This window comes from Citrobacter sp. C5_2 (assembly GCF_014596845.2).
Taxonomy (GTDB): Bacteria; Pseudomonadota; Gammaproteobacteria; order Enterobacterales; family Enterobacteriaceae; genus Citrobacter; species Citrobacter werkmanii.
Genome location: NZ_CP115032.1, coordinates 3,984,865 through 4,010,275, shown reverse-complemented (window position 1 = coordinate 4,010,275; position 25,411 = coordinate 3,984,865). Strand labels below are relative to the sequence as shown.

Annotated in this window: 27 protein-coding genes; 22 read left to right on the top strand and 5 right to left on the bottom strand. The window is 51.2% G+C overall.

Going from position 1 to position 25,411, the window contains the following annotated elements; all coding sequences use genetic code 11:
- Position 1: 1 nt before the first annotated feature.
- Positions 2–229 (bottom strand): helix-turn-helix transcriptional regulator, encoded by a 228-nt coding sequence (locus tag ICA20_RS19490; protein ID WP_001568891.1) that lies wholly within the window; start codon positions 227–229, stop codon positions 2–4.
- A gap of 181 nt (positions 230–410) precedes the next feature.
- Between ICA20_RS19490 and ICA20_RS19485 the strand changes: the two genes are divergently transcribed.
- The 6 genes from ICA20_RS19485 to ICA20_RS19460 all read left to right on the top strand — a co-directional run bounded on the left by ICA20_RS19485 (position 411) and on the right by ICA20_RS19460 (position 6,116).
- On the top strand, positions 411–1,040 hold the full coding sequence (locus ICA20_RS19485) for a helix-turn-helix domain-containing protein (protein ID WP_149282234.1): 630 nt from the start codon (positions 411–413) through the stop codon (positions 1,038–1,040).
- Between the two features lie 238 nt (positions 1,041–1,278).
- Entirely contained in the window at positions 1,279–2,355 is a 1,077-nt protein-coding gene (locus ICA20_RS19480; RefSeq protein ID WP_149282233.1) for a flagellar basal body P-ring protein FlgI, read from the top strand.
- Between the two features lie 8 nt (positions 2,356–2,363).
- Entirely contained in the window at positions 2,364–2,666 is a 303-nt protein-coding gene (locus tag ICA20_RS19475) for a rod-binding protein (RefSeq protein ID WP_110498852.1), read from the top strand.
- A 98-nt stretch (positions 2,667–2,764) separates the two neighbouring features.
- Positions 2,765–4,141, top strand: coding sequence for a flagellar hook-associated protein FlgK (gene flgK, locus ICA20_RS19470; RefSeq protein ID WP_038637639.1), 1,377 nt, complete (start codon positions 2,765–2,767; stop codon positions 4,139–4,141).
- An 18-nt stretch (positions 4,142–4,159) separates the two neighbouring features.
- Positions 4,160–5,089 (top strand): flagellar hook-associated protein FlgL, encoded by a 930-nt coding sequence (gene flgL / locus ICA20_RS19465; RefSeq protein ID WP_038637642.1) that lies wholly within the window; start codon positions 4,160–4,162, stop codon positions 5,087–5,089.
- Between the two features lie 25 nt (positions 5,090–5,114).
- Positions 5,115–6,116, top strand: a complete 1,002-nt coding sequence (locus tag ICA20_RS19460) for a hypothetical protein (protein WP_038637645.1) — start codon at positions 5,115–5,117, stop codon at positions 6,114–6,116.
- On the opposite strand, the gene ICA20_RS19455 is transcribed toward ICA20_RS19460, so the two are convergent.
- Positions 6,113–6,592, bottom strand: coding sequence for a hypothetical protein (locus ICA20_RS19455; protein ID WP_038637648.1), 480 nt, complete (start codon positions 6,590–6,592; stop codon positions 6,113–6,115). The two genes, ICA20_RS19460 and ICA20_RS19455, sit on opposite strands and share 4 nt — an antisense overlap.
- Complete coding sequence (locus tag ICA20_RS19450) at positions 6,570–7,520, bottom strand: winged helix-turn-helix domain-containing protein (RefSeq protein WP_038637651.1); 951 nt, start codon at positions 7,518–7,520, stop codon at positions 6,570–6,572. The genes ICA20_RS19455 and ICA20_RS19450 overlap by 23 nt, the downstream gene beginning before the upstream one ends.
- A 552-nt stretch (positions 7,521–8,072) precedes the next feature.
- Between ICA20_RS19450 and lafA the strand changes: the two genes are divergently transcribed.
- The 11 genes from lafA to dinB all read left to right on the top strand — a co-directional run bounded on the left by lafA (position 8,073) and on the right by dinB (position 17,356).
- On the top strand, positions 8,073–8,987 hold the full coding sequence (gene lafA, locus ICA20_RS19445; protein WP_038637654.1) for a lateral flagellin LafA: 915 nt from the start codon (positions 8,073–8,075) through the stop codon (positions 8,985–8,987).
- Positions 8,988–9,183: 196 nt separating this feature from the next.
- Positions 9,184–10,509, top strand: a complete 1,326-nt coding sequence (gene fliD, locus ICA20_RS19440; protein WP_038637655.1) for a flagellar filament capping protein FliD — start codon at positions 9,184–9,186, stop codon at positions 10,507–10,509.
- 33 nt (positions 10,510–10,542) lie between these two features.
- Positions 10,543–10,935 carry a flagellar export chaperone FliS gene (gene fliS / locus ICA20_RS19435; RefSeq protein ID WP_003843794.1) on the top strand — a complete coding sequence of 131 codons (393 nt, stop codon included), beginning with the start codon at positions 10,543–10,545 and terminating at the stop codon, positions 10,933–10,935.
- Between the two features lie 4 nt (positions 10,936–10,939).
- Positions 10,940–11,257 carry a hypothetical protein gene (locus ICA20_RS19430; protein WP_038637661.1) on the top strand — a complete coding sequence of 106 codons (318 nt, stop codon included), beginning with the start codon at positions 10,940–10,942 and terminating at the stop codon, positions 11,255–11,257.
- Complete coding sequence (locus ICA20_RS19425) at positions 11,254–12,426, top strand: flagellar hook-length control protein FliK (protein WP_038637664.1); 1,173 nt, start codon at positions 11,254–11,256, stop codon at positions 12,424–12,426. The genes ICA20_RS19430 and ICA20_RS19425 overlap by 4 nt, the downstream gene beginning before the upstream one ends.
- 7 nt (positions 12,427–12,433) lie before the next feature.
- The gene (locus tag ICA20_RS19420) at positions 12,434–12,904 is read left to right on the top strand and encodes a flagellar basal body-associated FliL family protein (RefSeq protein WP_038637667.1); all 471 of its coding nucleotides are present in this window, start codon (positions 12,434–12,436) and stop codon (positions 12,902–12,904) included.
- Between the two features lie 20 nt (positions 12,905–12,924).
- Positions 12,925–13,641 carry a FliA/WhiG family RNA polymerase sigma factor gene (locus ICA20_RS19415; RefSeq protein ID WP_038637670.1) on the top strand — a complete coding sequence of 239 codons (717 nt, stop codon included), beginning with the start codon at positions 12,925–12,927 and terminating at the stop codon, positions 13,639–13,641.
- Between the two features lie 29 nt (positions 13,642–13,670).
- Positions 13,671–14,534, top strand: coding sequence for a flagellar motor stator protein MotA (gene motA, locus ICA20_RS19410; protein WP_006685923.1), 864 nt, complete (start codon positions 13,671–13,673; stop codon positions 14,532–14,534).
- A gap of 2 nt (positions 14,535–14,536) precedes the next feature.
- Positions 14,537–15,535 carry a putative lateral flagellar export/assembly protein LafU gene (lafU, locus tag ICA20_RS19405; RefSeq protein ID WP_038637675.1) on the top strand — a complete coding sequence of 333 codons (999 nt, stop codon included), beginning with the start codon at positions 14,537–14,539 and terminating at the stop codon, positions 15,533–15,535.
- A 57-nt stretch (positions 15,536–15,592) separates the two neighbouring features.
- A complete protein-coding gene (locus ICA20_RS19400; RefSeq protein ID WP_038637677.1) occupies positions 15,593–16,234 on the top strand; it encodes a hypothetical protein in 642 nt (213 codons plus the stop codon).
- A gap of 66 nt (positions 16,235–16,300) precedes the next feature.
- Entirely contained in the window at positions 16,301–17,356 is a 1,056-nt protein-coding gene (dinB, locus tag ICA20_RS19395; protein WP_038637679.1) for a DNA polymerase IV, read from the top strand.
- 101 nt (positions 17,357–17,457) lie between these two features.
- Here dinB and pepD read toward each other — a convergent pair whose 3' ends face one another.
- Positions 17,458–18,915, bottom strand: coding sequence for a cytosol nonspecific dipeptidase (gene pepD, locus ICA20_RS19390; protein ID WP_038637682.1), 1,458 nt, complete (start codon positions 18,913–18,915; stop codon positions 17,458–17,460).
- Positions 18,916–19,175: 260 nt separating this feature from the next.
- Between pepD and gpt the strand changes: the two genes are divergently transcribed.
- The 3 genes from gpt to crl all read left to right on the top strand — a co-directional run bounded on the left by gpt (position 19,176) and on the right by crl (position 21,438).
- On the top strand, positions 19,176–19,634 hold the full coding sequence (gpt, locus tag ICA20_RS19385; protein ID WP_038637683.1) for a xanthine phosphoribosyltransferase: 459 nt from the start codon (positions 19,176–19,178) through the stop codon (positions 19,632–19,634).
- 100 nt (positions 19,635–19,734) lie between these two features.
- Positions 19,735–20,979, top strand: a complete 1,245-nt coding sequence (gene frsA, locus ICA20_RS19380; protein WP_038637686.1) for an esterase FrsA — start codon at positions 19,735–19,737, stop codon at positions 20,977–20,979.
- Between the two features lie 57 nt (positions 20,980–21,036).
- Complete coding sequence (gene crl, locus ICA20_RS19375) at positions 21,037–21,438, top strand: sigma factor-binding protein Crl (protein ID WP_038637689.1); 402 nt, start codon at positions 21,037–21,039, stop codon at positions 21,436–21,438.
- Positions 21,439–21,494: 56 nt separating this feature from the next.
- Here crl and phoE read toward each other — a convergent pair whose 3' ends face one another.
- Complete coding sequence (gene phoE / locus ICA20_RS19370; protein ID WP_038637692.1) at positions 21,495–22,550, bottom strand: phosphoporin PhoE; 1,056 nt, start codon at positions 22,548–22,550, stop codon at positions 21,495–21,497.
- A gap of 289 nt (positions 22,551–22,839) precedes the next feature.
- On the opposite strand from phoE, the gene proB reads away from it, so the two are divergent.
- Both proB and proA read left to right on the top strand, forming a co-directional pair.
- Positions 22,840–23,943 (top strand): glutamate 5-kinase, encoded by a 1,104-nt coding sequence (gene proB, locus ICA20_RS19365; RefSeq protein WP_038637695.1) that lies wholly within the window; start codon positions 22,840–22,842, stop codon positions 23,941–23,943.
- An 11-nt stretch (positions 23,944–23,954) separates the two neighbouring features.
- Positions 23,955–25,205 (top strand): glutamate-5-semialdehyde dehydrogenase, encoded by a 1,251-nt coding sequence (proA, locus tag ICA20_RS19360; protein WP_038637698.1) that lies wholly within the window; start codon positions 23,955–23,957, stop codon positions 25,203–25,205.
- Positions 25,206–25,411 lie beyond the last annotated feature (206 nt).

Genomic DNA, 25,411 nt, shown 5'->3' with positions numbered 1-25,411 from the left:
GTCACAGGTCCTTGTTGTAACGGCTTGGCCAGATACTGGCGGGTTCTAAATTGAGAGCATTTGCAATAATGCGCTCTCCTTTTGGATAAGAGCGTGCCAGCGCATTTTTCAGCGTGTCGGGTTTTAGCCCCGCGCTGGCGGAAAGGCCGCGCATAGTGACGCCACGCTTGTGCAGCTCGGCGACAATATCGATGCGATGCCAGTCACGCTGTACTTCATTTCTTTCCATACTTCGATTACCCTAAAAAGTTAACCGGACGGATAATCCGCAGGGGTTATCCGTTGGCATAAGTATTGATCCACTTGTGGAGCATGTAAAGCAAAAAACACCGCTTTCTTTTGTCTTTTTGAGTTGCGCGGTTTGTTTTTATGAGTACAGCAGAAAAATCAACTAGTTACAGGAAAAGAAAATGAAACAGGAAAGAGAAAGTGATTTTGCTATTAGTGATGAAGACAAAGAAAGCATTGCTTCACGCATTCGGAAGCTAATTGGTCACCGTACAGTGCGAGCTGCTGCGGCTGATTGGGGGTTGGCATTCTCAACCTTGAATAACTATCTTACGCGCGGTACAGAGCCATCACTCAATGTGGCAATAAAAATCTCACATGTGGAAGGCGTGCCTCTTGAATGGCTTGCTACTGGAATATTGGTTGACGAGGCGCACAAGGGCAACATAGATGACGCTAAAGGTCTGAAGTTAGAAGAGAACGCATCACATTATATCGGATTTACAGGCACACCAGCACAGTCTGGGACTCAGAATGATGAGCACTTATCCTTGGCTTGGTCCATGATTTATCAGGCCTTAACACGCCAACAAAGAGCGACTCTGGTTAGCCTCTTTATGAGAATGGGAGCAAACGGAGTGATAGAAAAACTCACTGATGAAAGTGAGCGGGAGACTAGTTGGGAAATGCTCACGACAGAAGATAAAGAAAGATTATTACGCCTTAATGAGCAACTGAAAAAAGGGTCATCTGAAGCTGATCAACAGACAGCCGAAACGGGCCTAACAAGTCACGACAAGAAGGCCGGTTAAGCGAAATGGATTTTGAAGCCAACTTCTTACATACCAACCTACTATACGGTATAGTGCTTGGCATCGAAAAATGCTTAAACGGTCTTTAAAAAGGATCTAAAGCCTTTCATTCGAGTGCAGAATTAAACGCAAAAATAGCTATTTTTTCTCATTTTATTTTTTGCAGTGCAAAATCACAGAATCCACGCAATCCCTCTATTCATCAGCCTTCCCGGCATTCTCCCCTAGATTCTTCACAGTGCAGAAACGATCACCTCCCCACACAGGTACCACGCAGGCGCAATCTCTGGAATCGCTGGTTAACGTCCAGGGGGTCAGGGAAAACCAACTCGTCGGCTACAGTCTGGTGGTCGGTCTGGATGGAACCGGGGATAAAAACCAGGTCAAATTCACCAACCAGACAATTACCAACATGCTGCGCCAGTTTGGCGTACAACTGCCGAGCAAAATCGATCCGAAGGTGAAGAACGTTGCGGCGGTGGCGGTCAGCGCGACGCTACCGCCCATGTACTCGCGTGGGCAGACCATTGACGTCACGGTCTCGTCGATCGGCGATGCCAAAAGCCTGCGCGGCGGCACACTATTGCTCACCCAATTACACGGCGCGGATGGCGAGGTTTATGCCCTTGCGCAAGGGAGCGTGGTGGTCGGCGGGATGAACGCGACCGGAGCCAGCGGCTCCAGCGTCACCGTGAATACCCCCACCGCCGGGCTGATACCGAACGGCGCGTCGGTAGAACGGGAAATTCCCAGCGACTTCCAGATGGGGGACACCATTACGCTCAATCTGAAACGCCCCTCCTTTAAAGATGCCAATAACATTGCCGCGGCGATCAACGCGTCGTTTGGCGGCATTGCGACGGCGCAAAGCTCGACCAACGTTATCGTCCGCGCGCCAACCAGCCCCGGCGCGCGCGTGGCCTTCATGTCTCAGTTAGATGACGTCCAGGTGCAGGCGGAAAAAGTCCGCGCCCGCGTGGTGTTTAACTCGCGTACCGGTACGGTCGTTATGGGCGATGGTATCGCCCTGCATGCGGCGGCGGTATCGCATGGCAGTCTGACGGTTTCCATCAATGAAAGCAGCAACGTCAGCCAGCCGAACGCTTTTGCCGGTGGCCGTACGGCGGTGACGCCGCAAAGCAATATTTCGGTGAATCATGCCCGTCCGGGGATGATCAGTCTGCCAGAGTCCAGCAGTCTGAAAACGTTGGTCAACGCGCTCAATAGCCTGGGGGCAACGCCGGACGACATTATGTCTATTTTGCAGGCCCTGCATGAAGCCGGCGCGCTGGATGCCGATCTGGAGGTGATTTAATGGCCGACATCAAGGTGAATCATAGCGGGGGCATTGACGGTAGCGATGCGTTAATGGGCCCCAAAATCAAAGATAACGATTTGCAGAAAGCTGCCCAGCAATTCGAAGCCATCTTCTTACGCAACATGCTGAAAGAGATGCGTAAAACCAATGAGATCTTCGACTCAAAAGATAACCCGTTTAACAGCGACTCGGTACGCATGATGCAGGGATTTTATGACGATCAGCTGTGCAACAGTCTTGCCCAACAGCACGGCATTGGCATTGCGGAGATGATCGTCAAACAGCTCTCCCCTCATCACCAAGGATAAAGGTTGCGCGGCGGCTTAAGAACTGCGGTTTTTTCGCCGCTCTTAATCGGCAAGGTTGTTAATGACAGACCGGGTAACTGACCGGCGAGGACGCTTTGATGGATATGATTAACATTGGCTACAGCGGCGCATCGACTGCGCAGGTGGAGCTTAACGTAACGGCGCAGAACACCGCCAACGCGATGACTGACGGTTATACCCGGCAGGTTGCCATCACCAGTACCATTGGTGCGAGTTCCGGTTCAGCGAACAGTGCGGGTAACGGTGTGCAGGTTGACAGTATTCGCCGGGTCTCAAACCAGTATCAGGTTAACCAGGTCTGGTATGCCGCCAGCGATTATGGCTATTACAACACCCAGCAAGAGTATTTAACGCAGTTGGAAACCGTCCTCAGCGATGATAACAGCAGCCTGAGCGGGGGATTTGATAACTTTTTTGCCGCGCTAAACGAAGCCACCACCAGCCCGGATGATTCCGCCCTGCGTGAGCAGGTGATTAGCGAGTCCGGCGCGCTGGCGCTGCGCGTGGATAACACCCTCGATTACATCGACTCGCAAAGCAGTGAGATCGTTAGCCAGGAGCAGGCAATGGTGGCGCAGGTGAACACCCTGACTACCGGTATTGCCAGTTATAACCAGCAAATTGCTGAAGCTGAAGCTAACGGTGATAACGCCTCGGCGCTGTATGACGCCCGCGATCAGATGGTGGAAGAGCTGAGCGGCATTATGGACGTTCAGGTCAATATCGATGATGAAGGCAACTATAACGTCACGCTGCAAAACGGTCAGCCATTGGTTAGCGGGCAGGAGAGTTCCACCATCGAACTGGATACCAACGCCGATGGCACGCAGAGTATGTCGTTAACGTTTGCCGGAACCACCTCATCCATGAACACCGATACCGGCGGCTCGCTGGGCGCGCTGTTTGATTATCAGAATGAGGTGCTGACGCCGCTGACGGGAACGATTAACAGCATGGCGGAGCAATTTGCCGATGCGGTTAACACCCAACTGGCGCAGGGCTACGATTTGAACGGAAATCCCGGTGAACCGCTGTTTATTTATGATGAAAACTCATCGGATGGCCCGCTGGAGGTAAACCCTGATATCACCGCCGATGAACTGGCGTTTTCCAGCTCGCCGGACGAAAGCGGCAATAGCGATAACCTGCAGGCGCTGATCAACATCTCAACCGAACCGCTGGAAATTGAAGGATTCGGTAGCGTAACCGTGGGCGAAGCCTGTTCATCGATCATCAGCAATATTGGTATCTACAGCCAGCAAAACCAGACGGAAGCCGAAGCCGCAGCGAACGTGTACTCCGAGGCACAGAACCAGCAGAGCAGCGTGAGCGGCGTCAGCATGGATGAAGAAGCGGTCAACCTCATTACCTATCAGCAGATTTATGAGGCTAACCTGAAAGTCATCTCAACGGGTGCTGATATTTTCGATTCTGTGCTGGAAATGTGTAGCTAACCGGAAGGGGAATGAAAAATGCGAGTCACTGCCCAGCAGTCTTATGTGTCTATGACGCAGAGTTTTAACGACCTTTCCAGCGATCTTTCTCATGTCGTCACGCAGATGGCGACGGGGAAAAGCATTCTGTTGCCGTCTGACGATCCGATTGCGGCGACCCGTATCACCCAGCTTAACCGCCAGCAATCGGCCCTCGACCAATATCAAACGAATATTAATTCCGCGTCGGCGGGGATGAGCCAGCAGGAATCTATTCTCGACGGCGTCAATAACGATCTGTTGGCGATTCGCGACGATCTGTTGGAAGCCGCGAACGGCACCAATACCGCTGAGTCATTATCCAGTCTGGGGCAGGATATCCAGTCGATGACTGAAGCGATGGTGTCGGCGTTAAATTACCAGGATGAAGACGGTCACTATGTGTTTGGCGGGACGGTGAACGATCGGCCGCCGATTGTCGCGATGGATGAGGACGGCGACGGCGTGACCGACAGCTATACCTACCAGGGGAATGGCGATCATCGCCAAACTACTGTCTCCAATGGCGTAGAGGTTGACACCAATGTGGCCGTCAGCGACTTCTTCGGCGATAGCCTGGATGTGCTGAACACCTTAACGTCATTATCGAAAGAGCTGCAGGACCCATCGGTTGATCCTGCCGATCCGCAGGTACAAAGCGACATTCAGAATGCCATCGATACGGTAGACGTGGCCTCTGATGAGCTCAACGCCTCCATCGCCACCATTGGTGAAACGCAGAATACAATGACCATGCTCAGCGATGCTCAGACGGATATCTCAACGTCCAACGATCAGCTGATCAGTCAGTTGAGCGATCTGGATTACGGCCCAGCTTCCATTACCTTTACCGGACTGGAAATGGCGATGGAAGCCACCTTAAAAACCTACTCTAAAGTGAGTGAGTTGAACCTTTTCAGTGTGATTTAACAGCGAGCAGTAGCTCAGGAATAGTATGCAGGTCGGTTTAAATACAACGTCACTCTCCGGTAGCGGAGCGCTTAATCCTTCTGTGCAGCAGCACACCGTTGCGCAGAATGCCCCTGTCCGTCAAAAGTTACCCGCAACGGCGAGTGATTACCCGGCCTCACCGCTTATTACCACCCGGCCTCAGCGTTATAGCGTGCAGCTTAACGATCAGCTCACCACGCTACAGCAGGCCGATCACTATCTGGGACAACTGGAACAGCATTTGCTGGATTATCGCCATGCCTCGCGCCGTGGCGGGCAGACGCAGCAGCAAAAGGGTGCTGAACTTACCCAGTGGCTGGATAAAAGAACGGCGTTATCCGGCGGTGCGGTGGACAGGCAACTGCGTCCGGTTTTGCAGGGCGAGGCGCGAGTGACTTTTCACGCGCCTGAACTGGCGCAGATGCTGCAAAAAGATGCCATAAGCTCGCGCATGTTTAGTGTTTCCGATGGGCGGCAAACGCAGCACTCGGCGGTGGTGGTGGGTGAGGATATGGATCCAGGCCAGTACAAGATAATGATGAGCAACGCGCTGCGTCGCGTCGGCGTACAGGTGCACGATCGGCAGGGCACGTTAACGTTCTCCACCACGGAAAAGCAGTGGTCGCAGATCCAGCAAACCCTGAGCGTACGCGATGTCGGTGCGAAGTCATCAGCGTTTACCCCGCTGAAAACATTTGCCGATCCCTCACGCTCAGAGGAGCTTCAACAGTATGTAGCACAGGGCGGAGCCCGAACTCAGGACGGATTACAGCAGGCGTTGGATATTATTGGCGATCAACGTGCGCAAATGGCTGCCCAGCAGGAGAAGGCCCGGCAGCTCATTGACGGTATGGCGCGTTTTCCACAGGCAGAAAGTGCGGTGCAAGCCTCTGAATCATTGGGTGGGGTATTGGATCATGCTAATCACAATTATCAGGTATTAGCGCAGGCGGTGAATGGACAAGCCCGACTTTCCAGCCAGACTGTCCGTAGTTTATTAAGTTAATTCTGCTGGCATGCTTTTGTTGAAAAGTTAAATACAGAGGGGTCTGTGATTAACAGACCTCCGACATCCCGAGTAAAAATCAAATTTTGCTGCGGAGTTATATGGAGCCACCATGTATGCAGGTTGTGCTCAGTGACAAATGCCCCGAAATTAGCCATACGAGAATCGTTTTGATCGGTTTTGGTGGTACTAAAGTGAAACTCACCCTGTTTATATGAGCCGGTATAATGATTAATACACGATGCTACTTTAAACGTAGAGGGCATTTTATTATTTTGCTCCAAAGGGACGAGAGTGATTGTGGTGCTTTTATCCAGAGAATTTGCGATAAGTTCATAATGTACGTTTTTGCCAGTAGTAAGGTCGTAATTGGCAATGACCGTATTTTCAATGCGGGCATGAGCCGTCAATGTGAAAAATAGTGTGAAAGCAGACAGGGCAGGGAAAAAGAAATTATTTGCATTTTGGCATTTCATTTAACATTTTCTCCACTTCTTTAATTAAAATACCATTCATTTCATTATCTTTATTTAGCCAGTTGTCAAAGCTTAGCGCTAACTGCCACTTATCATTGCATTGATTGCTAAGCACAATATCAAGGGCGAGTTTGTTCAGTGAGACCCGATAATACAAGGTCATCGAGGCGTTATGGCTTACCAATAGTGGGTTGAGCTGCTCGATACCGGGAAGAATATGCGTTGAAACAAGCGATGATGATTTCTTATTCTCACCTGGGTCGTAAAGTTGATATACCGTAACATGGTTGGCATTTTCAAGCGTCTCTTTAACCAATTGCGGAGCTTCTTCCATTTTAGTGACAGACGGTGCTTTAAAATAAGAGATTAAAATAAACAACGACAGCGCGATAACGATAACGGGTAAGGTAATCAGAACGGCTCGATAAGGATGCCGCCTGATAGCCGTTTTTCTCTGGTTTCTTGACGATAGTTGACTGTTAAGTAAGGGTATTTCCCCATGATTTGTTGATGAACGCATTTCATCAAGCGCAGGGGACTCAATAATCTCGGTACGTTTCTCGACCTCATCAATGGTGCTGTCATCAGCCACAGCTTCATTAAGGTCAATAGTTTCAGTGAGATAGTTTTTATTAAATAAATACCCTTTTTTGGGTATGGTTTTTATAATTTCTTGCTGCTTGCCGTCATCATCGATCGCAACACGCAGCGCATGAACGGCTGTCGGCAGGCTATTTCCACCGACGATGCGATTCTTCCATACTGCGCTCATTAAATATGACCGAGATAAAACGACATCGGCATTTTTAGCTAATGTCTCTAACAGAATAAAATGGTATTCGCCCAGGCGACGTATCTCGCCTGTTTCACAATGGATTAACGCATTAAGCGAGGAATCCATCCGCCAGTTGTTGACTACGATACTCATCGATTTGTATACCCGTGCAAGATTTTATATCCCTGGTGTCACACCGTTAAAAATCAGTGCATTAAAATTCTGGAGAAATTGAAATTTCTTTGTGCTATGAAGCTGCAGCTGAATCGCTATTGAGTGTTTTTTATGCTATCCAAAAAAGGATTTGAAATGTAGCGAAAGTGCCCGAGACTCACAATATAAAAGTACAGGGTATTTGCAACTAAATGTAAAACATGGCTATAACCAGGCTTTTTAAAGTGATCTCATCTAGGGATAATCTTATTCTTATCAAAAAGTTAACCCGTATGGCGCGTAAGCAACCAAGCCGTTATTAGATATTTCTAATAATCTTTTAATTAAATCTTGATTGAGATCTTCCTTAGAAGGTGGTTTTTTGGGGAGGTAGCACGCAAAGCTAAAATAGAGGTGGAAGCGTTTTTTCTCTCGCTAATGATGTTGTGTAACGCGTCAAAAAAATTTTCTGCAGCGCTTTAAGTTTTCCAAACGGGTGGTCGTTTTTACAGAGTATCGAAACGAAAACGATTATTCCCAAGGAGCAGTACCATGTTATCGATTAATACTAATACCGCATCAATGTCTGCTGTAAATGCTATCAACAAAAGCAGCGCATCACTGTCTACTTCTATGGAACGTCTGGCGACAGGTAACCGTATTAACTCCTCTGCAGATGACGCCGCGGGCAAACAGATTGCCAGCCGTCTGACCGCGCAGTCCAGCGGCATGGGCGTTGCATTGAGCAACATCAACGATGCCACTGCCATGCTGCAGACTGCCGACAGCATGTTTGACGAAATGACCGACGTACTGGGCCGTATGAAAGACCTGTCTACTCAGGCGGCGAACGGAACGTACAGCGACGAAGATTTGCAGGCAATGCAGGACGAATACGACGAGCTGGGCCAGCAGATGTCCGATATGCTGCAGAACACCACTTACGGCGGCACCAACCTGTTCGGTGTTTCCGGTACCAGCAACACCGGTAAAGACGGTCTGTTCCAGAGCGGCGTAACCTTCCAGGTTGGCGCTGAATCTTCTGACACCATGACCGTTGATATTTCCAGCCAACTGGACGCTCTGGTTGGAGCACTGGGTCAAGTTAGCGCCTCTTTCAGAGGCGATCAGACTGATGCTACCGGTAATGCCGGTGTTTCCGGTGGTTCTGAGCTGACCACTTCAGGCTCTGCAAACGCGATGATCACCACTATCCAGACTGCAATGGACGACGTGTCTAAGATCCAGTCCAAACTGGGTGCATCCATCAACCGCCTGAACGACACCGCGGCTAACCTGACCAGCATGCAGGACAACACTGAAGTGGCGATCGGTAACATTATGGATACCGACTACGCGACGGAAGCGTCCAACATGACCCAGCAACAGGTGCTGATGCAAACGGGTATCACCATGCTGAAGCAGTCCAACAGCATGTCCAGCATGGTTTCCAGCCTGCTGCAGTAATTCCTGACGTAATGCCATTCACAGCACCGCCACCCGGCGGTGTTGTGCTTTCCGCAACCGGGCCTTTGCCTGGAAACCTTCCTGAGGAAGGGAAAATTCATTTCCGCTACTAATTTAACTTACTGAATATCAATAATAAAAAATATTGGCATGCGTTTTGCTATTACATAACTAACGTTGCACGGAGTCACTGATTATGAGTTTTACGAGTCCGATCCAAAAATTAGCACAAGAATTTGCCTACGCAGACATCGCCACCCAGGCAGCAAATCTGCAGAACCAGCAGAACGAATTGAATGCAGAGAGCAACGGCCTGGACTCGTTAAGTTCGGCGCTCACCGACTTTCAGTCAGCAATTGATGCGCTTAACAGTGACACCGACGGCCCGCTGACGTTTTCTGCCACCTCGAGTAATGAGGCGAATACGGTGTCAGCAAACTCGCAGGCGCAGGCGGGAACCTATTCATTCTATGTCACTAAACTGGCGCAGGCGCAGCAGACAACCTTCAATATGAGCGACGACACGTTTAGCGCTTCCGGCACGTTTGAGCTAACGATGGATGACGGCACGACCATGGATATCGATCTCGCGGCTGCTGATGAGGATGGCGACAGCTTTATTGATGCCAGCGAACTGGTTGATGCAATTAATGACTCGGATGACAACCCTGGCGTGTCAGCGGCGCTGGTCAAAACCGATGGGACAACCACCATCATGCTGACTTCCGATACTACGGGAGCGCAAAGCGCATTCTCAGTAAACGTAACGGGAAACACCTCTTTCTCCGATCAGATTACAGCCAGCAAAAATAACGTCACGGATGCGCAGGACGCAGAAATTCATCTGGGAAGTCAAACCGGTCCTGCAATCACCAGCAGTAGCAACACTTTTGACGATGTGATCCCCGGCGTAACCATGACCTTCACAGAGGCCAGCGATCCTGATGATCCTAATGATGTGACTACCTTTACCGTCGCAGAAGACTCCAGCGGTTCGCAGGAAAAGGTGCAGACTTTTGTTGATGCTTATAACACGCTAATCGACACCATAGATTCTCTCACCAGCTATGGCGATGACGACACGGCAGCCGGGGTTTTTGCCGGTGATGCCGGGATGAATTCGCTGGCAAATCAGATGGATGATATCGCTCACGCTTCATACGGCGGCGTATCGATTGTCGACTATGGCATCACGCTGGATTCCGACGGTCACTTACAAATCGACTCCACCCAGTTCAGCGAAGAAATGGAAGAAAATCCGGACGGTTTGACCTCTATTTTTGTTGGGGAAGACAGCATGGTCGCGCAAATGGACGACCTGATGGACAGCTATCTGGATTCCAGTAACGGCATCATTGCCATGCGCCAGGAAAACATTGACGACCAGCAGAGCAAAATCCAGGACGAAAGCGATCAACTGACCGAAACCTATAACACCAACTACGAGCGCTATGTGGAAGAGTACACCAATACGCTGGTTGAGGTGTACACCATGAAAGTGAGTATGGCCGCGTTTATGTAACCGGCCGATTTAAGAGAAGGATTAAGAACCAATATGTACGACACGCAGGATGGTTATTCGCAATACAAAGAGATGGATCTTGCTGCGCGTACGGCAGCAGCATCGCCGTTAGAGCTGGTGCTGGTGCTGTTTTCGGGACTGATGGACGAACTGGAACGCGCGAAAAGCCACATTGAGAACAAACGCTACGAGCGTAAAGCGCAAAGCATCAATAAATGCATCGATATTCTCAACGCCTTAACCAGCTCGCTGGAGTTTGAAACCGGCGGTGAGCTGGTGGTGAATCTCTCCCGGCTGTATGACCACTGCGTCTACCGCCTGTATGAAGCCAGCGGCGAATTGTCGTTAGAAAAAATTGATGAAGTGATCCTCATCCTGACGAATCTGCGCACAGGCTGGGAAGGTCTGTCGGCAAAACTTGGATAAGGCGATGGAAAGAGAACGTCAGCAACAGCAGCTTTATGCCCTGGTGACGGCGATGAACGATGCCCTGGATCAAAAACGGTGGCGTCGATTACCAGGTCTGCATCAGCAGGTGATGCGTGACTTTCATGCCTATGCTGCCTGGGAAACTGACGCCGAGGCGCTACGGGAAGTGAAAAGCAGACTGCTGGTCGCGTTTGAGACATTAATTGCGCGGCGAACGCAGCGTGCGGAAGAACTCAAAACGCGGATGGAGAAACATCAGCAAAACCAGGAAGGAATGTTGGCGTATTCAATGGTTAATTTAATTTCGGAGAAGGCATGAATCCTGTATTACTGGCCTCGGTCAGTGCGTCGGCAGAGGCCACACCGGAAAAGGCGACGATTTCGGCGCCGTCAACCCCTGAGGGCGGCAGCGCATTTTCTTTATCCCAGTCGGGACTGAACGCCGCGGCTGAGCGGTTGATTGGCGCAAAACTGAGTCATCAGCAGACATCGGCGGCTGCGCATAAACAAGACGACGCGAATCCGGCAGCCATGCAGGCATTGCTGGCTATGCTATTGGCGCAACCGACTCAGGCAGCCCCGGCCGATGTACAAAAGCAGCCTGATGGCGACATGTTGAGAATGCTGGCGCAGGTGCAAACCACCCATTCGGGGTCATCATTGCTGCGCCAACTGGCGAGCGCCATGGCCCAGCCGGAAAAAACATCCGCGCCATCGGCTGATCAGCACACAACCGACTTATCGTCACTGCCGCCTAAGCTGCAAACGTTACTGGCGTCACTCAGCGAGGATTTGCCGCCAGCAACCCCGGATCAACAGGCTAAGCTGGCGACGTTTTCCGCCCAGGATCTGCGAGCGATTGCGCCGGAGCCTGCGTCACTCTCGACCTCCCAACAAATTTCTGCTCGGGTGAAATCAACCCAGAACCCCAGTCCTCGCCCGGTGGTGGAGAGAAAAACCGCTGGCGTGACGGTCAACCCTGCGCTCTCTACGCAGAATTTGCTCAATACCGCGGCGCAGGGAAATCAGCCAGTGAATCCACTGACCGAGCATAACATCGTGTCGACGCCAGTTTCCGCACCAGTGACGATGTCAACGGAGGAACTCGGGGAGAAACTCACTGCGTTGCTTAAAGACAGAATTCAGTTCCAGATAGGTCAGCAACAGCAAATTTCGACCATTCGTCTTGATCCTCCGTCGCTGGGCAAACTTGAAATTGCTGTGCAACTGGATGCTGGGAAGCTGATGGTACACATCGGCGCAAATCAGAGCGATGTCTGCCGCTCATTGCAGCAGTTTAGCGAAAACCTACGTCAGCACCTGACGGCGCAGAACTTCATGGAAGTCAATGTTCAGGTCTCTTCCGAGGGGCAATCGCAGCAGCAAAAACAGCAGTCAGGTCATCAACAGGATGAGGTGGCGTCAGCATTAGTGCTCAATGATGAACCTCAATTTCAACGGAATGAATCCGTTCTGATCAAAGTGTAAAAGCAAAATGAAGAAAATCGTTATCGCGTGTGTGATCAGTTCCGTCGTCGCTTTGGGTATTGCGGGGGGGGCCGGATGGGGCATTTATCATGCTATGAATAAGGGAACCACGGCTGCGGCAGCGACTCCCGCTCACGAAGCGGAAGATAGCCAGGATGAGTCCAACAATATTTTTGTCTCCCTGCCAGAAACGGTGGTTACGCTGCATGATGATGAAGGCGGCGATCGCTATATGGTCGCTGAGCTGGTGATGGTTGTTGATTCAGAGAAAGACGCTGAAAAAATTAAGCAGGACGAACCGCTCTATCAAAGTATTACCGTAGATGAGCTTTCGAATATGAAATATGAAGATATTCGGGCGCTGAAGATCTCCGAAATCAGAAAGAAAATATTTGAAAATCTGAAAGTTGAATTAGCGAAACGCAAAATGGCGACACCTTATAAGGAGATATTGGTGAAAAAAGTCGTGTTCCAATAAGCGAAAAGCCAGGAAATAACATGATACAGGATGCTTACGAGTCAGAAGACTTTAATGCGACGCCCATGCTTACGCCAAAGCAAGAGAGCCATTATTTACAGGCTTATCTGCCGTTGGTGCGCAAAGTGGTGCGTCAACTTGCGCCGCAATGTACCTGCGTTATGGACAGGCAGGATATGGAACAAACGGCGTTGATGGGATTGCTGAATGCGATTCGACGCTACGGTCAACCAGACGAAGGTTTTGCCGGTTATGCCGTTCACCGCATACGCGGCGCAATTCTGGATGAGCTGCGCAGCCTCGACTGGCGGCCTCGCCAGCTACGCCAAAAATACCATCAGATTAAAGATTTGATTCGTGATGCGCGCACACAGCTTGGGCATGAACCCTCATGGGAGGAGTTGTCCCGACGGGGATTATCGTCTGAGGATTATCAGGAATACCAACAGCTGGAAGGTGCGGAAACGCTGGCCAGCCTGGATGAATTACTGAATGGCGATATGCCGATAGCACCGCTCGAAGGGCGTGGGCTGGAAGAGCAATTCGTCACGCAGGAAATGTTGAGTTACGCCCTGAGCCAACTCAGCGAAAAAGAGGGCCTCGTGCTCTCAATGTATTACCAACACGATATGAATTTAAAAGAGATCGCGCTGGTATTAGGGCTGACCGAAGCCCGAATCTGTCAAATGAATAAAAAAATCACGCACAAGATTCGTGATTGTTTATATCCAGACTAACAATTCCGAATCAACATGCGGAGGACGTAATGCAAAAGATTTTTGGCTTATTAGTGGTTTTGGGCTGCGTATTTGGCGGCTACTTTGAGGCTGGTGGGCAGTTAATTGCTATTTGGCAGCCAGCAGAAATTATTATTATCGTTGGTGCCGGCCTGGGGGCGATGATTATTGGGAACCCGGTACATGTGCTGAAAGAGATCGCCCATCAGATCAAAGGGGTGATCAGTAAAAAGAAAATGGGACCGGAATTTCAGCGTCAGCTACTGATGTGCCTGTATGAGCTGCTGGAAATGGTGCAGAACGGTGGTCTGCGTATGTTGGATCAGCATATCGAACAGCCGGAAGAAAGTACCATTTTCCAAAAATACCCGCTGGTGCTGACTCAGAAGCGACTGGTGACATTTATCGCCGATAACTTCCGTCTGATGGCGATGGGTAAAATCGATGCCCATGAACTGGAAGGGATCCTCGATCAGGAACTGGATACCGCTGAAGAATCTTTGTTAACCCCTTCGCGCTCCTTGCAGCGTACCGCCGAGGCGATGCCTGGATTCGGTATTTGTGCTGCGGTACTGGGCATTATCATCACCATGCAGTCTATCGATGGTTCCATTGCGCTTATCGGTTTGAAAGTGGCGGCGGCGTTGGTGGGGACATTCTTAGGGGTATTCATCTGTTATTGCCTGATGGACCCGCTGGCAAACGCCATGGAACAGCAGGCGCGGGCAGAGCATTCGCTGCTCGAATGCGTTCGTACCGTACTGGTGGCGCAAGCGGGCGGTAAACCGACGCTACTGGCGGTCGATGCTGGCCGTAAACTTCTCCATCTGGCCTCTAAACCCACTTTCGCCAATCTGGATGCGTGGGTTAATGCGATGCTGGAGCAGGAATAAGCATGAGGAAGGGGCCAAATCGTCGCGATCGCGGCGCGAAAACCACCATTATCCGCCGACAAATTAAAAAGAACCATGCAGGCCATCATGGCGGGGCGTGGAAGGTCGCCTTTGCTGACTTTACGCTGGCGATGATGGCGCTGTTTATGACGCTGTGGATTGTGAACAGCGTCAGCAAGGCTGACCGCGAAAATATCGTGGCGGCGCTGCATGGCCAGTCAATCTTTAACGGTGGCGGTATGGCGCCGTTAAACAAGCTGGGCAAACTGCCGATAGCGCCAGGCGCGCAGAAGAAAAACGTCACGCGCAACAAGCTTGATAAAACCGTGAATCCACAGGAGACGGCGAGGATCACGGAAGAGAACGCTAAAAAGGCGCTGGATGTGAATGAGAAAACGGCGTTACTGAAACAAAAATCAGCCCAGGAGTTAGGCGAGCTGGCGACCGACATTAACGTCATTGCCCGCAAGGCGCATATGGAGACCAACCTTGAGATGGAGATTGTTCCTCAGGGGTTGCGCGTACTGATTAAAGATGATCAGAACCGTAATATGTTCGAACGCGGTAGCGCCAAAATTATGCCGTTCTTTAAATCGCTGCTGGTTGAGCTGGCCCCCGTGTTTGACTCGCTGGACAATAAGATCATCATCACCGGGCATACGGACGCGATGAGCTATAAGAGTAACATTTACAACAACTGGAACCTGTCAGGCGACCGCGCATTGTCTGCTCGACGCGTACTGGAAGATGCCGGAATGCCGCAGAATAAAGTTATGCAGGTCAGCGCAATGGCCGACCAAATGCTGCTGGATGCGAAAAATCCGGAAAGCGCCGGCAACCGTCGCATTGAGATCATGGTATTAACGCAAAGCGCTTCTGATACGCTGTATCAATATTTTGGCCAACACGGCGAGAAGGTCGTACAACCGCTGATTGATAAGCTGGACAAACAAAAGCAGGTGACTTCTTTACGTCAACATTCTGCTCCCGTCACGCATTAATTTGATTCCCGGTCCTCCACGCAACGTGGGGGGCAAATTATCCCGCAGGAAGGCAATGTGATAGATGTAACCCATATTATTCCATTGGATATTCATACTGATAACGTCACGGATGTGGCCTGTCAGGGCGCGCATTTCGACCAGATTTCAGGGATCTGGTACACCGAACCTCATGAGCTAAACGAGGCGCTTCGTGACTATGTCTACAACACCGACAGTTTTAACATCGTCGCGCCGTACTATCTGGTAATTACCTCGAAGATGCGCTGCTGGAACTGCCACCAGCTTACCCATATTCACGGAGTGATGTTTACCCGGTTTATTAGAAAGGATCATGATGGCCAAGGCTGGCAATCTATTCGACGGAATACCTTTCTGTTTCATATTAATTCTCTGCCTGAAGAGATAAAAAAGAACATTAAGGCCAGCAATTACTATCTGGATAAAAGTAAAACCACCGGGCTACGTTACTGGATGAATCATTGTGAAATTTGTGGAGAGCGTCTGGGTGATTATGAGCTTTTCTGCGTTGAAAATGATGCATTTCGCCTGATGACGATCGAAAAATTGCTGCGGGCAAAGATTCGCAAAGTGAAAAAGCTTTTTGTCAGTACGGCGGGTAATCCCGCAGAACATAAAACCACGGACATCGTACGTTACCTGTGCGATGCGCGCTTTGTCATGAATGGTCCAGCGTAAGGCATAATCAGACTTCTCACACCATAAAAATACTGTATACTTAAACAGTGTTGTGGGAGGCGAGTCATGCGCAAAATCATACATGTTGATATGGACTGTTTTTTCGCGGCGGTGGAAATGCGTGATAATCCAGCCCTGCGCGACATTCCCATTGCTATCGGCGGCAGTCGTGAACGCCGGGGCGTTATCAGCACTGCTAATTACCCGGCGCGTAAATTTGGCGTACGTAGCGCAATGCCGACCGGAATGGCGTTAAAACTGTGCCCACATCTCACGTTATTGCCTGGTCGATACGAGGCTTATAAAGAAGCCTCCCGCCAGATTCAGGCGATCTTCTCCCGTTATACCTCGCTGATCGAACCTCTTTCGCTGGACGAAGCCTATCTGGATGTGACCGACAGTGCTCACTGTCACGGTTCTGCCACGCTGATAGCGCAGGAGATCCGCCAGACGATTTTCAACGAGTTACAGTTAACCGCCTCCGCCGGGATTGCGCCGGTTAAGTTTCTGGCAAAAATAGCCTCCGATCTCAATAAGCCCAACGGGCAATATGTCATTACCCCCGCTGATGTTCCCGAATTTCTCAGAACGTTGCCGTTAGGGAAAATACCCGGCGTAGGCAAAGTTTCTGCCGCTAAGCTGGAAGCGATGGGATTGCGTACCTGCGAGGATGTTCAAAAATACGACCTGGCCATGTTGCTCAAACGTTTTGGTAAGTTTGGTCGCGTGTTGTGGGAACGCAGCCAGGGCATTGATGAGCGGGATGTCAACAACGACAGACTGCGCAAATCTGTCGGCGTTGAGCGTACGCTGGCAGAAGATATTCATGAATGGGCTGAATGTGAGGAGATTATTGAGCGGCTATATCCCGAACTGGAACGACGTCTGGCAAAGGTAAAACCGGATCTGTTGATCGCCCGGCAGGGAATTAAACTCAAGTTTAATGATTTTCAGCAAACCACGCAGGAGCACGTCTGGCCGCGCTTAAGCAAAGATGACTTAATTGCGACAGCGCGCAAAACCTGGGATGAACGTCGGGGCGGGCGGGGCGTAAGGCTGGTGGGGTTACACGTCACGCTGCTTGATCCACAGCTGGAAAGGCAACTGCTGCTGGGAATTTGACTCTGATGTATTGCCGGATGGCGGCGTAACCGCCTTATCCGGCCTACAAATCAGCGCGTAGGCCGGATAAGCGTAGCGCTATCCGGCTTTATTACAGAGACTTATTTCGCTGGAATCGACTTCAGCAGCTCGGTTAGCAGCGTCCAGTAGTGGCCGACGCTTTCAATATGAACCTGCTCATCCGGGGAGTGCGGACCGGTGATAGTTGGCCCGATGGAAACCATGTCCATATTCGGATACGGTTTCTTGAACAGTCCACATTCCAGACCGGCGTGGATAATCTGGATGTTCGGCGTTTTGTTGAACAGACGCTGATAGGTTTCGCGAACCAGGTGCATAACCGGAGAGTTAGCATCCGGCTGCCAGCCAGGATACGCACCTTTGGCTTCGGTTTTGGCACCGGCGAGCTTGCCCAGTGAATCCAGCATGCTTACCACGTAGTCTTTACCGCTGTCGATCAGCGAGCGAACCAGGCAGTGGATCTGTACATTATCGTCAGTCATGGTCACGACACCGACGTTCAGGGAGGTTTCCACCACGCCTTTCGCCACGTCGGAATTGCGGATCACGCCGTTCGGGGTGGCGTTCAGCAGACGAACAAAGCTATCGCGAGACTGCGTGGTCAGGGCGGCTTTATCGTTGGCGACAGCATCCAGAAGCAGAGCAAGATTCTTCTCTTTGGCTTCCAGTTCGTTTTTCAGGATGTCCTGGTAAGTGTTAACCAGTGCTTTTAACGCATCAACTTTATCTGCGGCCACGGCGAGGGTCGCAAAGGCTTCACGCGGTATCGCGTTACGCAGCGTACCGCCGTTAAAATCAATCAGACGCAGATCCAGCTCTTCAGCGTGGCCCGCCAGGAAGCGTACCAACAGCTTATTCGCGTTACCGAGGCCGACGTGGATTTCGCCGCCGGAGTGACCGCCTTTCAGACCTTTTAAGGTCAGCTTAAAGCTCTGGAAACCAGCCGGAACCGCCTCACGGGACAGCGGCAGGTTTGAGGTAAAGTCGATACCCCCTGCGCAGCCCATGTAGATCTCACCTTCTTCTTCAGAGTCGGTGTTGATCAGGATATCTGCCTGCAGCCAGTTTGCCTGCAAACCGAACGCGCCATCCATACCCGCTTCTTCAGTCATGGTCAGCAACACTTCCAGCGGACCGTGTACCACATTGTCATCCGCCAGTACGGCCAGCGCGGACGCCATACCGATGCCGTTATCCGCGCCCAGCGTGGTGCCACGGGCTTTCACCCATTCGCCATCAATATAAGGCTGGATAGGATCTTTGGTGAAGTCGTGCACGGTGTCGTTGTTTTTCTGCGGAACCATATCCAGGTGCGCCTGCAGAACGACCGGTTTGCGGTTTTCCATGCCTGCAGTGGCAGGTTTGCGAATCAGGATATTACCGACCTGGTCGCGCTCGACGTGAAAACCTTTCTCCTTGGCCCAGCTCAGAATGTGTTCAGCGAGCTGCTCTTCATGGTAGGACGGGTGAGGAATAGAACAGATTTTGGCAAAAATATCCCACAGCGGTTGCGGGGATAACTGAGACAGTTCAGACACGTTGAGTCTCCTTGGCGGTGTCCTACAAAACTTGCTTGCAGTCCACGGGGTTAGCTGAATTAAAAACACCACAAGTCAGGCTTGCGCGATGCGATTGAGAATACCACTTTCTCCGCCGACGGCTAGCATAAAGCATGCAAAAAGAGGCGCGGATTCCGCGAAACACTGGTTTTTAGTGCGTCAGATCTCTATAATCTCGCGCAACCTGATTCACCCTCAATTATTAATTAGCCGTAGATACACAGGCTGGGACACTTCACATGAGCGAAAAATACGTCGTCACCTGGGACATGTTGCAGATCCATGCACGTAAACTGGCAAGCCGCCTGATGCCTTCTGAACAATGGAAAGGCATTATTGCCGTTAGCCGTGGTGGTCTGGTGCCGGGCGCATTGCTGGCGCGTGAATTGGGTATTCGTCATGTCGATACCGTATGCATCTCCAGCTACGATCACGACAACCAGCGCGAGCTGAAAGTGCTTAAGCGTGCTGAAGGCGACGGTGAAGGTTTTATCGTCATCGACGACCTGGTTGACACCGGCGGCACCGCGGTTGCGATCCGCGAAATGTATCCTAAAGCGCATTTCGTCACTATTTTCGCTAAGCCGGCAGGTCGTCCGCTGGTAAATGATTATATTGTTGATATCCCTCAGGATACCTGGATTGAGCAGCCTTGGGATATGGGCGTAGTGTTTGTCCCGCCGATCTCTGGTCGCTAATCAACAGCGCTTTCAACGCCTGGCTATGCCGGGCGTTGTTCTTTATTAATCCCCATCAGGTTACACTATGCCTTAATGAGTATTCATGGAGGCTGCAAGAATGTCACAAGCTAACCTCAGCGAAGTCCTGTTCAAACCCCGCTTCAAACACCCTGAAACGTCTACGCTGGTTCGTCGTTTTAATCACGGCGCGCAGCCGTCCGTACAATCTGCCCTGGATGGCAAAACAATCCCGCACTGGTATCGCATGGTGAATCGTCTGATGTGGATCTGGCGCGGCATCGATCCGCGTGAAATCCTCGAAGTACAGGCGCGTATCGTGATGAGCGAAGCCGAACGTACGGATAAAGAGCTCTACGATACGGTCATTGGCTATCGTGGCGGGAACTGGATCTATGAGTGGGCAAAGCAGGCGATGGAATGGCAACAGAAAGCGTCTATGGAGGAGGATCCGCAGTTGAGCGGTCGCCACTGGCTGCATGCCTCTACGCTGTACAACATTGCCGCTTATCCGCATCTGAAAGGCGATGAGCTGGCAGAGCAGGCGCAGGCTCTGGCCAATCGCGCCTATGAAGAAGCCGCTCAACGGCTGCCGGGCACGCTGCGTGAGATGGAATTTGCGGTCGCTGGCGGCGCGCCGATAACCGGCTTCCTGCATATGCCAAAAGGCGATGGTCCGTTCCCGACGGTACTGATGTGCGGCGGTCTCGATTCCATGCAAACGGACTACTACACGCTGTATGAGCGCTACTTTGCTCCGCGCGGTATTGCCATGTTGACGCTGGATATGCCGTCGGTCGGATTCTCATCAAAATGGAAACTGACTCAGGATTCCAGCCTGCTGCATCAGCATGTATTAAAGGCGCTGCCTAATGTCCCGTGGGTGGATCACACCCGCGTGGCGGCCTTCGGTTTCCGTTTTGGCGCTAACGTAGCGGTACGCCTGGCGTATCTGGAGTCGTCACGGCTGAAGGCGGTGGCCTGCCTGGGACCGGTTGTGCATGCGCTGCTGAGTGACCCGCAGCGTCAGGCAAGCGTCCCGGAAATGTATCTTGACGTTCTGGCCAGCCGCCTGGGGATGCACGACGCTTCCGATGAAGCGCTGCGCGTTGAGCTTAATCGCTATTCATTAAAAGTGCAGGGACTGCTCGGTCGACGCTGCCCGACGCCAATGCTGTCGGGCTTCTGGAAAAATGACCCGTTTAGCCCCGAAGAGGAGTCGCGTTTAATCACCTCGTCATCTTCTGACGGTAAGCTGCTGGAGATTCCATTCAACCCGGTGTATCGCAATTTTGACAAAGGACTGCAAGAAATAACTAAGTGGATCAATCAGAGATTGTGTTAAAAGTTTGCTAAATTTTATCGATTTGGTAAAACAGGGGCTTCACCTAAGGAGATCGTAATGACGTTACCGAGTGGGCATCCGAAAAGTAGATTGATCAAGAAATTCACCGCGCTTGGCCCGTACATCCGGGAAGGGCAGTGCGAAGGTAATCGCTTTTTTTTCGATTGTTTGGCTGTTTGCGTCAACGTGAAACCCGCCCCTGAGAAACGCGAGTTCTGGGGCTGGTGGATGGAGCTTGAGGCGCAGGAAAAACGCTTTACCTACAGCTATCAGTTTGGTTTGTTTGATAAAGATGGCAACTGGACGGCGGTGCCGGTGAAAGAGACTGAAGTGGTAGAGCGACTGGAATACACCTTACGTGAGTTTCATGAAAAATTACGTGGGTTGTTAACGTCGCTGGATTTGGCGCTGGAGCCTGCTGACGATTTTAAAGATGAGCCGGTTAAATTAACCGCATAATGAACAGTAAAATGCCGGATGGCGGCGCAACCCCATCCGGCATTTTTTATCCTAAATCAGAACTGATAAACCATACCGACAGCAACGATATCATCGTCGTTGATGCCCAGTTTATTGTCGCTATCCAGCTGGTTGATTTTATAATCGACAAACGCGGACATATTTTTGTTGAAATAATACGTGGCGCCAACGTCGATATAATTCACCAGATCCTCATTGCCGACGCCTTCAATATCTTTACCTTTTGACAGCACATAACCCAGTGACGGACGCAGACCAAAGTCAAATTGGTATTGAACAACCGCTTCGAAGTTCTGCGTTTTATTGGCGAAGCCACCGGAAATCGGCGTCATATTGCGCGTTTCAGAATAGAACGTCGCAATATAGATATCGTTAGCATCATATTTTAAACCCGTTGCCCAGGCTTCTGCTTTATCGCCTGTACCGCGAGTTTGCAGATTCTGCTGATTGGTACGATCGGAGTTGGTATAAGCGCCGCTTACGGCGAAATCGCTACCGCCAAAGTCATAGGTAACGGATGTACCAATACCATCGCCGTTCTGTTTTTTCACATCGCGGTCCTGGTTTTTACCCTGATATTGCAGGGTGAGATCCAGGCCATCCACGACGCCGAAGAAATCGGTGTTACGGTAAGTTGCCAGGCCGCTGGCGCGTTTGGTCATAAAGTTATCGGTCTGTGCAGAAGAATCGCCGCCAAACTCCGGGAACATATCAGTCCACGCTTCTACATCGTACAGCGCGCCCAGGTTACGACCATAATCAAACGAGCCAAGATTTTTTAATTTCAGACCGGCAAAAGCCAGACGTGTTTTTTGCTGGTTGGAATCACTTTCAGCTTTATTGCCTGCGAACTCTGCTTCCCAGCGACCATAACCCGTCAGTTCATCATTAATTTGCGTTTCGCCCTTAAAACCTAAACGGATATAGCTTTGGTCGCCGTCCTTGCTGTCATAATCCGTCATGTAATGCATGGCTTTAACTTTGCCATACAGATCCAGTTTATTACCGTTCTTGTTATACACTTCAGCTGCCTGTACGGATGCCGACGCCACAATCCCCATCACCACTAATGCCAGAGTGCTCTTTTTCATTTTCATTCCTGATTAAAAGTACGCGCTAATATTCACTGGGTGTGATCCCCGTTAAAAGACAGGAAGGTTTTTAACGTCTGGCAATGAACGTTTTATGACAAAGTAAGAATATTTTTAAAAAAGCGTGTTTTTATGTTTCTGTAATAAATGCGTCAAAATCTGCCGCTACGCTTGCTGATCCTGCGCAATAAAATTTCATGCTTTGTGCGCTGGCTGTTGGCAACCGGGGCCAGTCCTGCTAAAACGTTCGTTTGATATCATTTTCCCCAATTTTGAATGGCAGAGAATCATGAGTGACAGCCAGACGCTGGTGGTAAAACTTGGCACCAGTGTGTTAACGGGCGGATCGCGCCGCCTGAACCGCGCCCATATCGTAGAACTGGTTCGCCAGTGCGCGCAGCTTCATGCCGCAGGGCATCGTATTGTTATCGTTACCTCAGGCGCGATCGCAGCCGGGCGTGAGCATCTTGGTTACCCTGAGCTTCCGGCGACGATAGCCTCGAAACAGCTGTTGGCGGCGGTAGGGCAGAGCCGATTGATTCAACTGTGGGAACAGCTGTTCTCTATTTACGGTATCCATATCGGGCAGATGCTGCTGACGCGTGCGGATATGGAAGACCGTGAGCGCTTCCTCAATGCCCGCGATACGTTACGCGCGCTGCTGGACAACAACATCGTTCCTGTCATCAATGAGAATGACGCGGTGGCGACCACCGAAATTAAAGTCGGCGATAATGACAATCTCTCGGCGCTGGCGGCAATTCTGGCCGGAGCCGATAAGCTACTGTTGCTGACCGATCAGCAAGGACTTTTCACCGCCGATCCGCGCACCAATCCGCAGGCGGAGCTGATCAAAGACGTTCACGGTATTGACGATGCGTTGCGCGCCATTGCCGGCGACAGCGTTTCTGGCCTGGGAACGGGGGGTATGGGCACGAAATTGCAGGCCGCTGATGTCGCGTGCCGCGCAGGGATTGACACCATCATTGCCGCAGGCAGCAAGCCAGGCGTGATTGGCGATGTGATGGAAGGCGTTTCCGTTGGAACGCGTTTTCATGCTCAGGCCTCTCCACTGGAAAACCGTAAACGCTGGATTTTCGGCGCGCCGCCTGCCGGGGAAATTACCGTCGATGAGGGCGCGACCGCAGCGATTCTGGAACGTGGCAGTTCATTACTGCCAAAAGGCATTAAAAGCGTGACAGGCAACTTTTCTCGTGGTGAAGTGATTCGTATCTGCAATCTCGAAGGGCGCGATATCGCCCACGGCGTGACCCGCTATAACAGCGACGCGCTCCGCCGTATTGCCGGACACCACTCACAGCAGATTGACACCATCCTCGGCTATGAATACGGCCCGGTTGCTGTCCATCGCGACGACATGATTACCCGTTAAGGAACAGGCATATGCTGGAACAAATGGGCATTGCTGCCAAAGCTGCGTCATACAAGCTGGCGCTGCTCTCCAGCCGCGAAAAAAATCGCGTGCTGGAAAAAATAGCCGATGAGCTGGAAGCGCAAAGGGAAAGTATCCTTAGCGCTAACAAGCAGGATGTAGAACAGGCGCGTGAAAATGGTCTGAGCGAAGCAATGCTCGACCGCCTGGCATTGACCCCTGCGCGTCTGAAAGCGATTGCTGACGACGTGCGTCAGGTGTGTAATCTTGCTGACCCTGTCGGGCAGGTGATTGACGGGGGCCTGCTGGATAGCGGACTGCGTCTTGAGCGTCGTCGCGTCCCGTTGGGCGTGATTGGCGTGATTTATGAAGCGCGTCCTAACGTTACCGTTGATGTTGCCTCCCTGTGCCTGAAAACCGGTAATGCGGCGATCCTGCGCGGCGGGAAAGAGACTTACCGGACTAACGCTGCGACCGTGGCGGTGATCCAAAAGGCGCTGGAAGCCTGCGGTTTACCCGCAGCAGCGGTGCAGTCAATCGACAATCCGGATCGCGCGCTGGTCGCTGAAATGCTGCGTATGGATAAGTACATCGATATGCTGATCCCGCGCGGTGGCGCGGGCCTGCACAAGCTGTGCCGCGAGCAGTCGACTATCCCGGTCATCACCGGCGGCATTGGCGTGTGTCATATTTATGTGGATGATTCTGCTGAAATCGCGCCTGCGCTGAAGATTATCGTCAATGCCAAAACCCAGCGTCCGAGCACCTGCAATACCGTGGAGACCTTGCTGGTGCATCAGGATATCGCTGAGCGTTTCCTGCCTGCGTTAAGCGACAAGATGGCGGAAAGCGGTGTTACGCTGCATGGCGACGAAATCGTGATGCAGGTACTGCATGGCCCGGCCAAACTGGTGCCGCTGAAACCGGAAGAGCTGGATAACGAGTTTCTGTCTTTGGATCTGAACGTTGTGGTGGTCGAAAATATGGATGGCGCTGTCGCGCACATTCGCGAACACGGTACCCAACACTCCGACGCTATCCTGACGCGCACGCTCAGCAACGCCAACCGTTTCGTGAATGAAGTTGATTCTTCTGCCGTATACGTGAATGCTTCCACCCGTTTTACCGATGGCGCCCAGTTTGGACTGGGGGCTGAAGTGGCGGTGAGTACGCAAAAACTGCACGCGCGTGGCCCAATGGGACTGGAAGCACTGACCACATACAAGTGGATTGGCTTCGGAGATGATACCATTCGCGCGTAATTGAAACCGGGTGATGCAAAACAGGCGTTTGATTCGCAAGGCCAGTAATGCATCGCCCGGTTTGTTTTAACCTTCTTCGCCATACCCGCGTTCGTTTCAGCTCTGCGTTTTTAATCATCCGCAGCAGACTATATTTATTCATATTCTCGTTTGTGCCAGAAAAGTAAGCCAGCACAGAATTTTCCCTGTCTGGAATGAATTTTCCT

Bases quoted from the DNA above. Each gene is read 5' to 3' on its own strand.
- gpt (WP_038637683.1), top strand. From the start codon at position 19,176: ATGAGCGAAAAATACGTCGTCACCTGGGACATGTTGCAGATCCATGCA.
- ICA20_RS19430 (WP_038637661.1), top strand. From the start codon at position 10,940: ATGGAAAGAGAACGTCAGCAACAGCAGCTTTATGCCCTGGTGACGGCG.
- ICA20_RS19490 (WP_001568891.1), bottom strand. From the start codon at position 229: ATGGAAAGAAATGAAGTACAGCGTGACTGGCATCGCATCGATATTGTC.
- dinB (WP_038637679.1), top strand. From the start codon at position 16,301: ATGCGCAAAATCATACATGTTGATATGGACTGTTTTTTCGCGGCGGTG.
- ICA20_RS19420 (WP_038637667.1), top strand. From the start codon at position 12,434: ATGAAGAAAATCGTTATCGCGTGTGTGATCAGTTCCGTCGTCGCTTTG.
- ICA20_RS19415 (WP_038637670.1), top strand. From the start codon at position 12,925: ATGATACAGGATGCTTACGAGTCAGAAGACTTTAATGCGACGCCCATG.
- lafU (WP_038637675.1), top strand. From the start codon at position 14,537: ATGAGGAAGGGGCCAAATCGTCGCGATCGCGGCGCGAAAACCACCATT.
- crl (WP_038637689.1), top strand. From the start codon at position 21,037: ATGACGTTACCGAGTGGGCATCCGAAAAGTAGATTGATCAAGAAATTC.
- proB (WP_038637695.1), top strand. From the start codon at position 22,840: ATGAGTGACAGCCAGACGCTGGTGGTAAAACTTGGCACCAGTGTGTTA.
- proA (WP_038637698.1), top strand. From the start codon at position 23,955: ATGCTGGAACAAATGGGCATTGCTGCCAAAGCTGCGTCATACAAGCTG.
- frsA (WP_038637686.1), top strand. From the start codon at position 19,735: ATGTCACAAGCTAACCTCAGCGAAGTCCTGTTCAAACCCCGCTTCAAA.
- ICA20_RS19460 (WP_038637645.1), top strand. From the start codon at position 5,115: ATGCAGGTCGGTTTAAATACAACGTCACTCTCCGGTAGCGGAGCGCTT.
- ICA20_RS19425 (WP_038637664.1), top strand. From the start codon at position 11,254: ATGAATCCTGTATTACTGGCCTCGGTCAGTGCGTCGGCAGAGGCCACA.
- ICA20_RS19485 (WP_149282234.1), top strand. From the start codon at position 411: ATGAAACAGGAAAGAGAAAGTGATTTTGCTATTAGTGATGAAGACAAA.
- lafA (WP_038637654.1), top strand. From the start codon at position 8,073: ATGTTATCGATTAATACTAATACCGCATCAATGTCTGCTGTAAATGCT.
- ICA20_RS19455 (WP_038637648.1), bottom strand. From the start codon at position 6,592: ATGAAATGCCAAAATGCAAATAATTTCTTTTTCCCTGCCCTGTCTGCT.
- fliS (WP_003843794.1), top strand. From the start codon at position 10,543: ATGTACGACACGCAGGATGGTTATTCGCAATACAAAGAGATGGATCTT.
- phoE (WP_038637692.1), bottom strand. From the start codon at position 22,550: ATGAAAAAGAGCACTCTGGCATTAGTGGTGATGGGGATTGTGGCGTCG.
- motA (WP_006685923.1), top strand. From the start codon at position 13,671: ATGCAAAAGATTTTTGGCTTATTAGTGGTTTTGGGCTGCGTATTTGGC.
- flgK (WP_038637639.1), top strand. From the start codon at position 2,765: ATGGATATGATTAACATTGGCTACAGCGGCGCATCGACTGCGCAGGTG.
- fliD (WP_038637655.1), top strand. From the start codon at position 9,184: ATGAGTTTTACGAGTCCGATCCAAAAATTAGCACAAGAATTTGCCTAC.
- ICA20_RS19450 (WP_038637651.1), bottom strand. From the start codon at position 7,520: ATGAGTATCGTAGTCAACAACTGGCGGATGGATTCCTCGCTTAATGCG.
- flgL (WP_038637642.1), top strand. From the start codon at position 4,160: ATGCGAGTCACTGCCCAGCAGTCTTATGTGTCTATGACGCAGAGTTTT.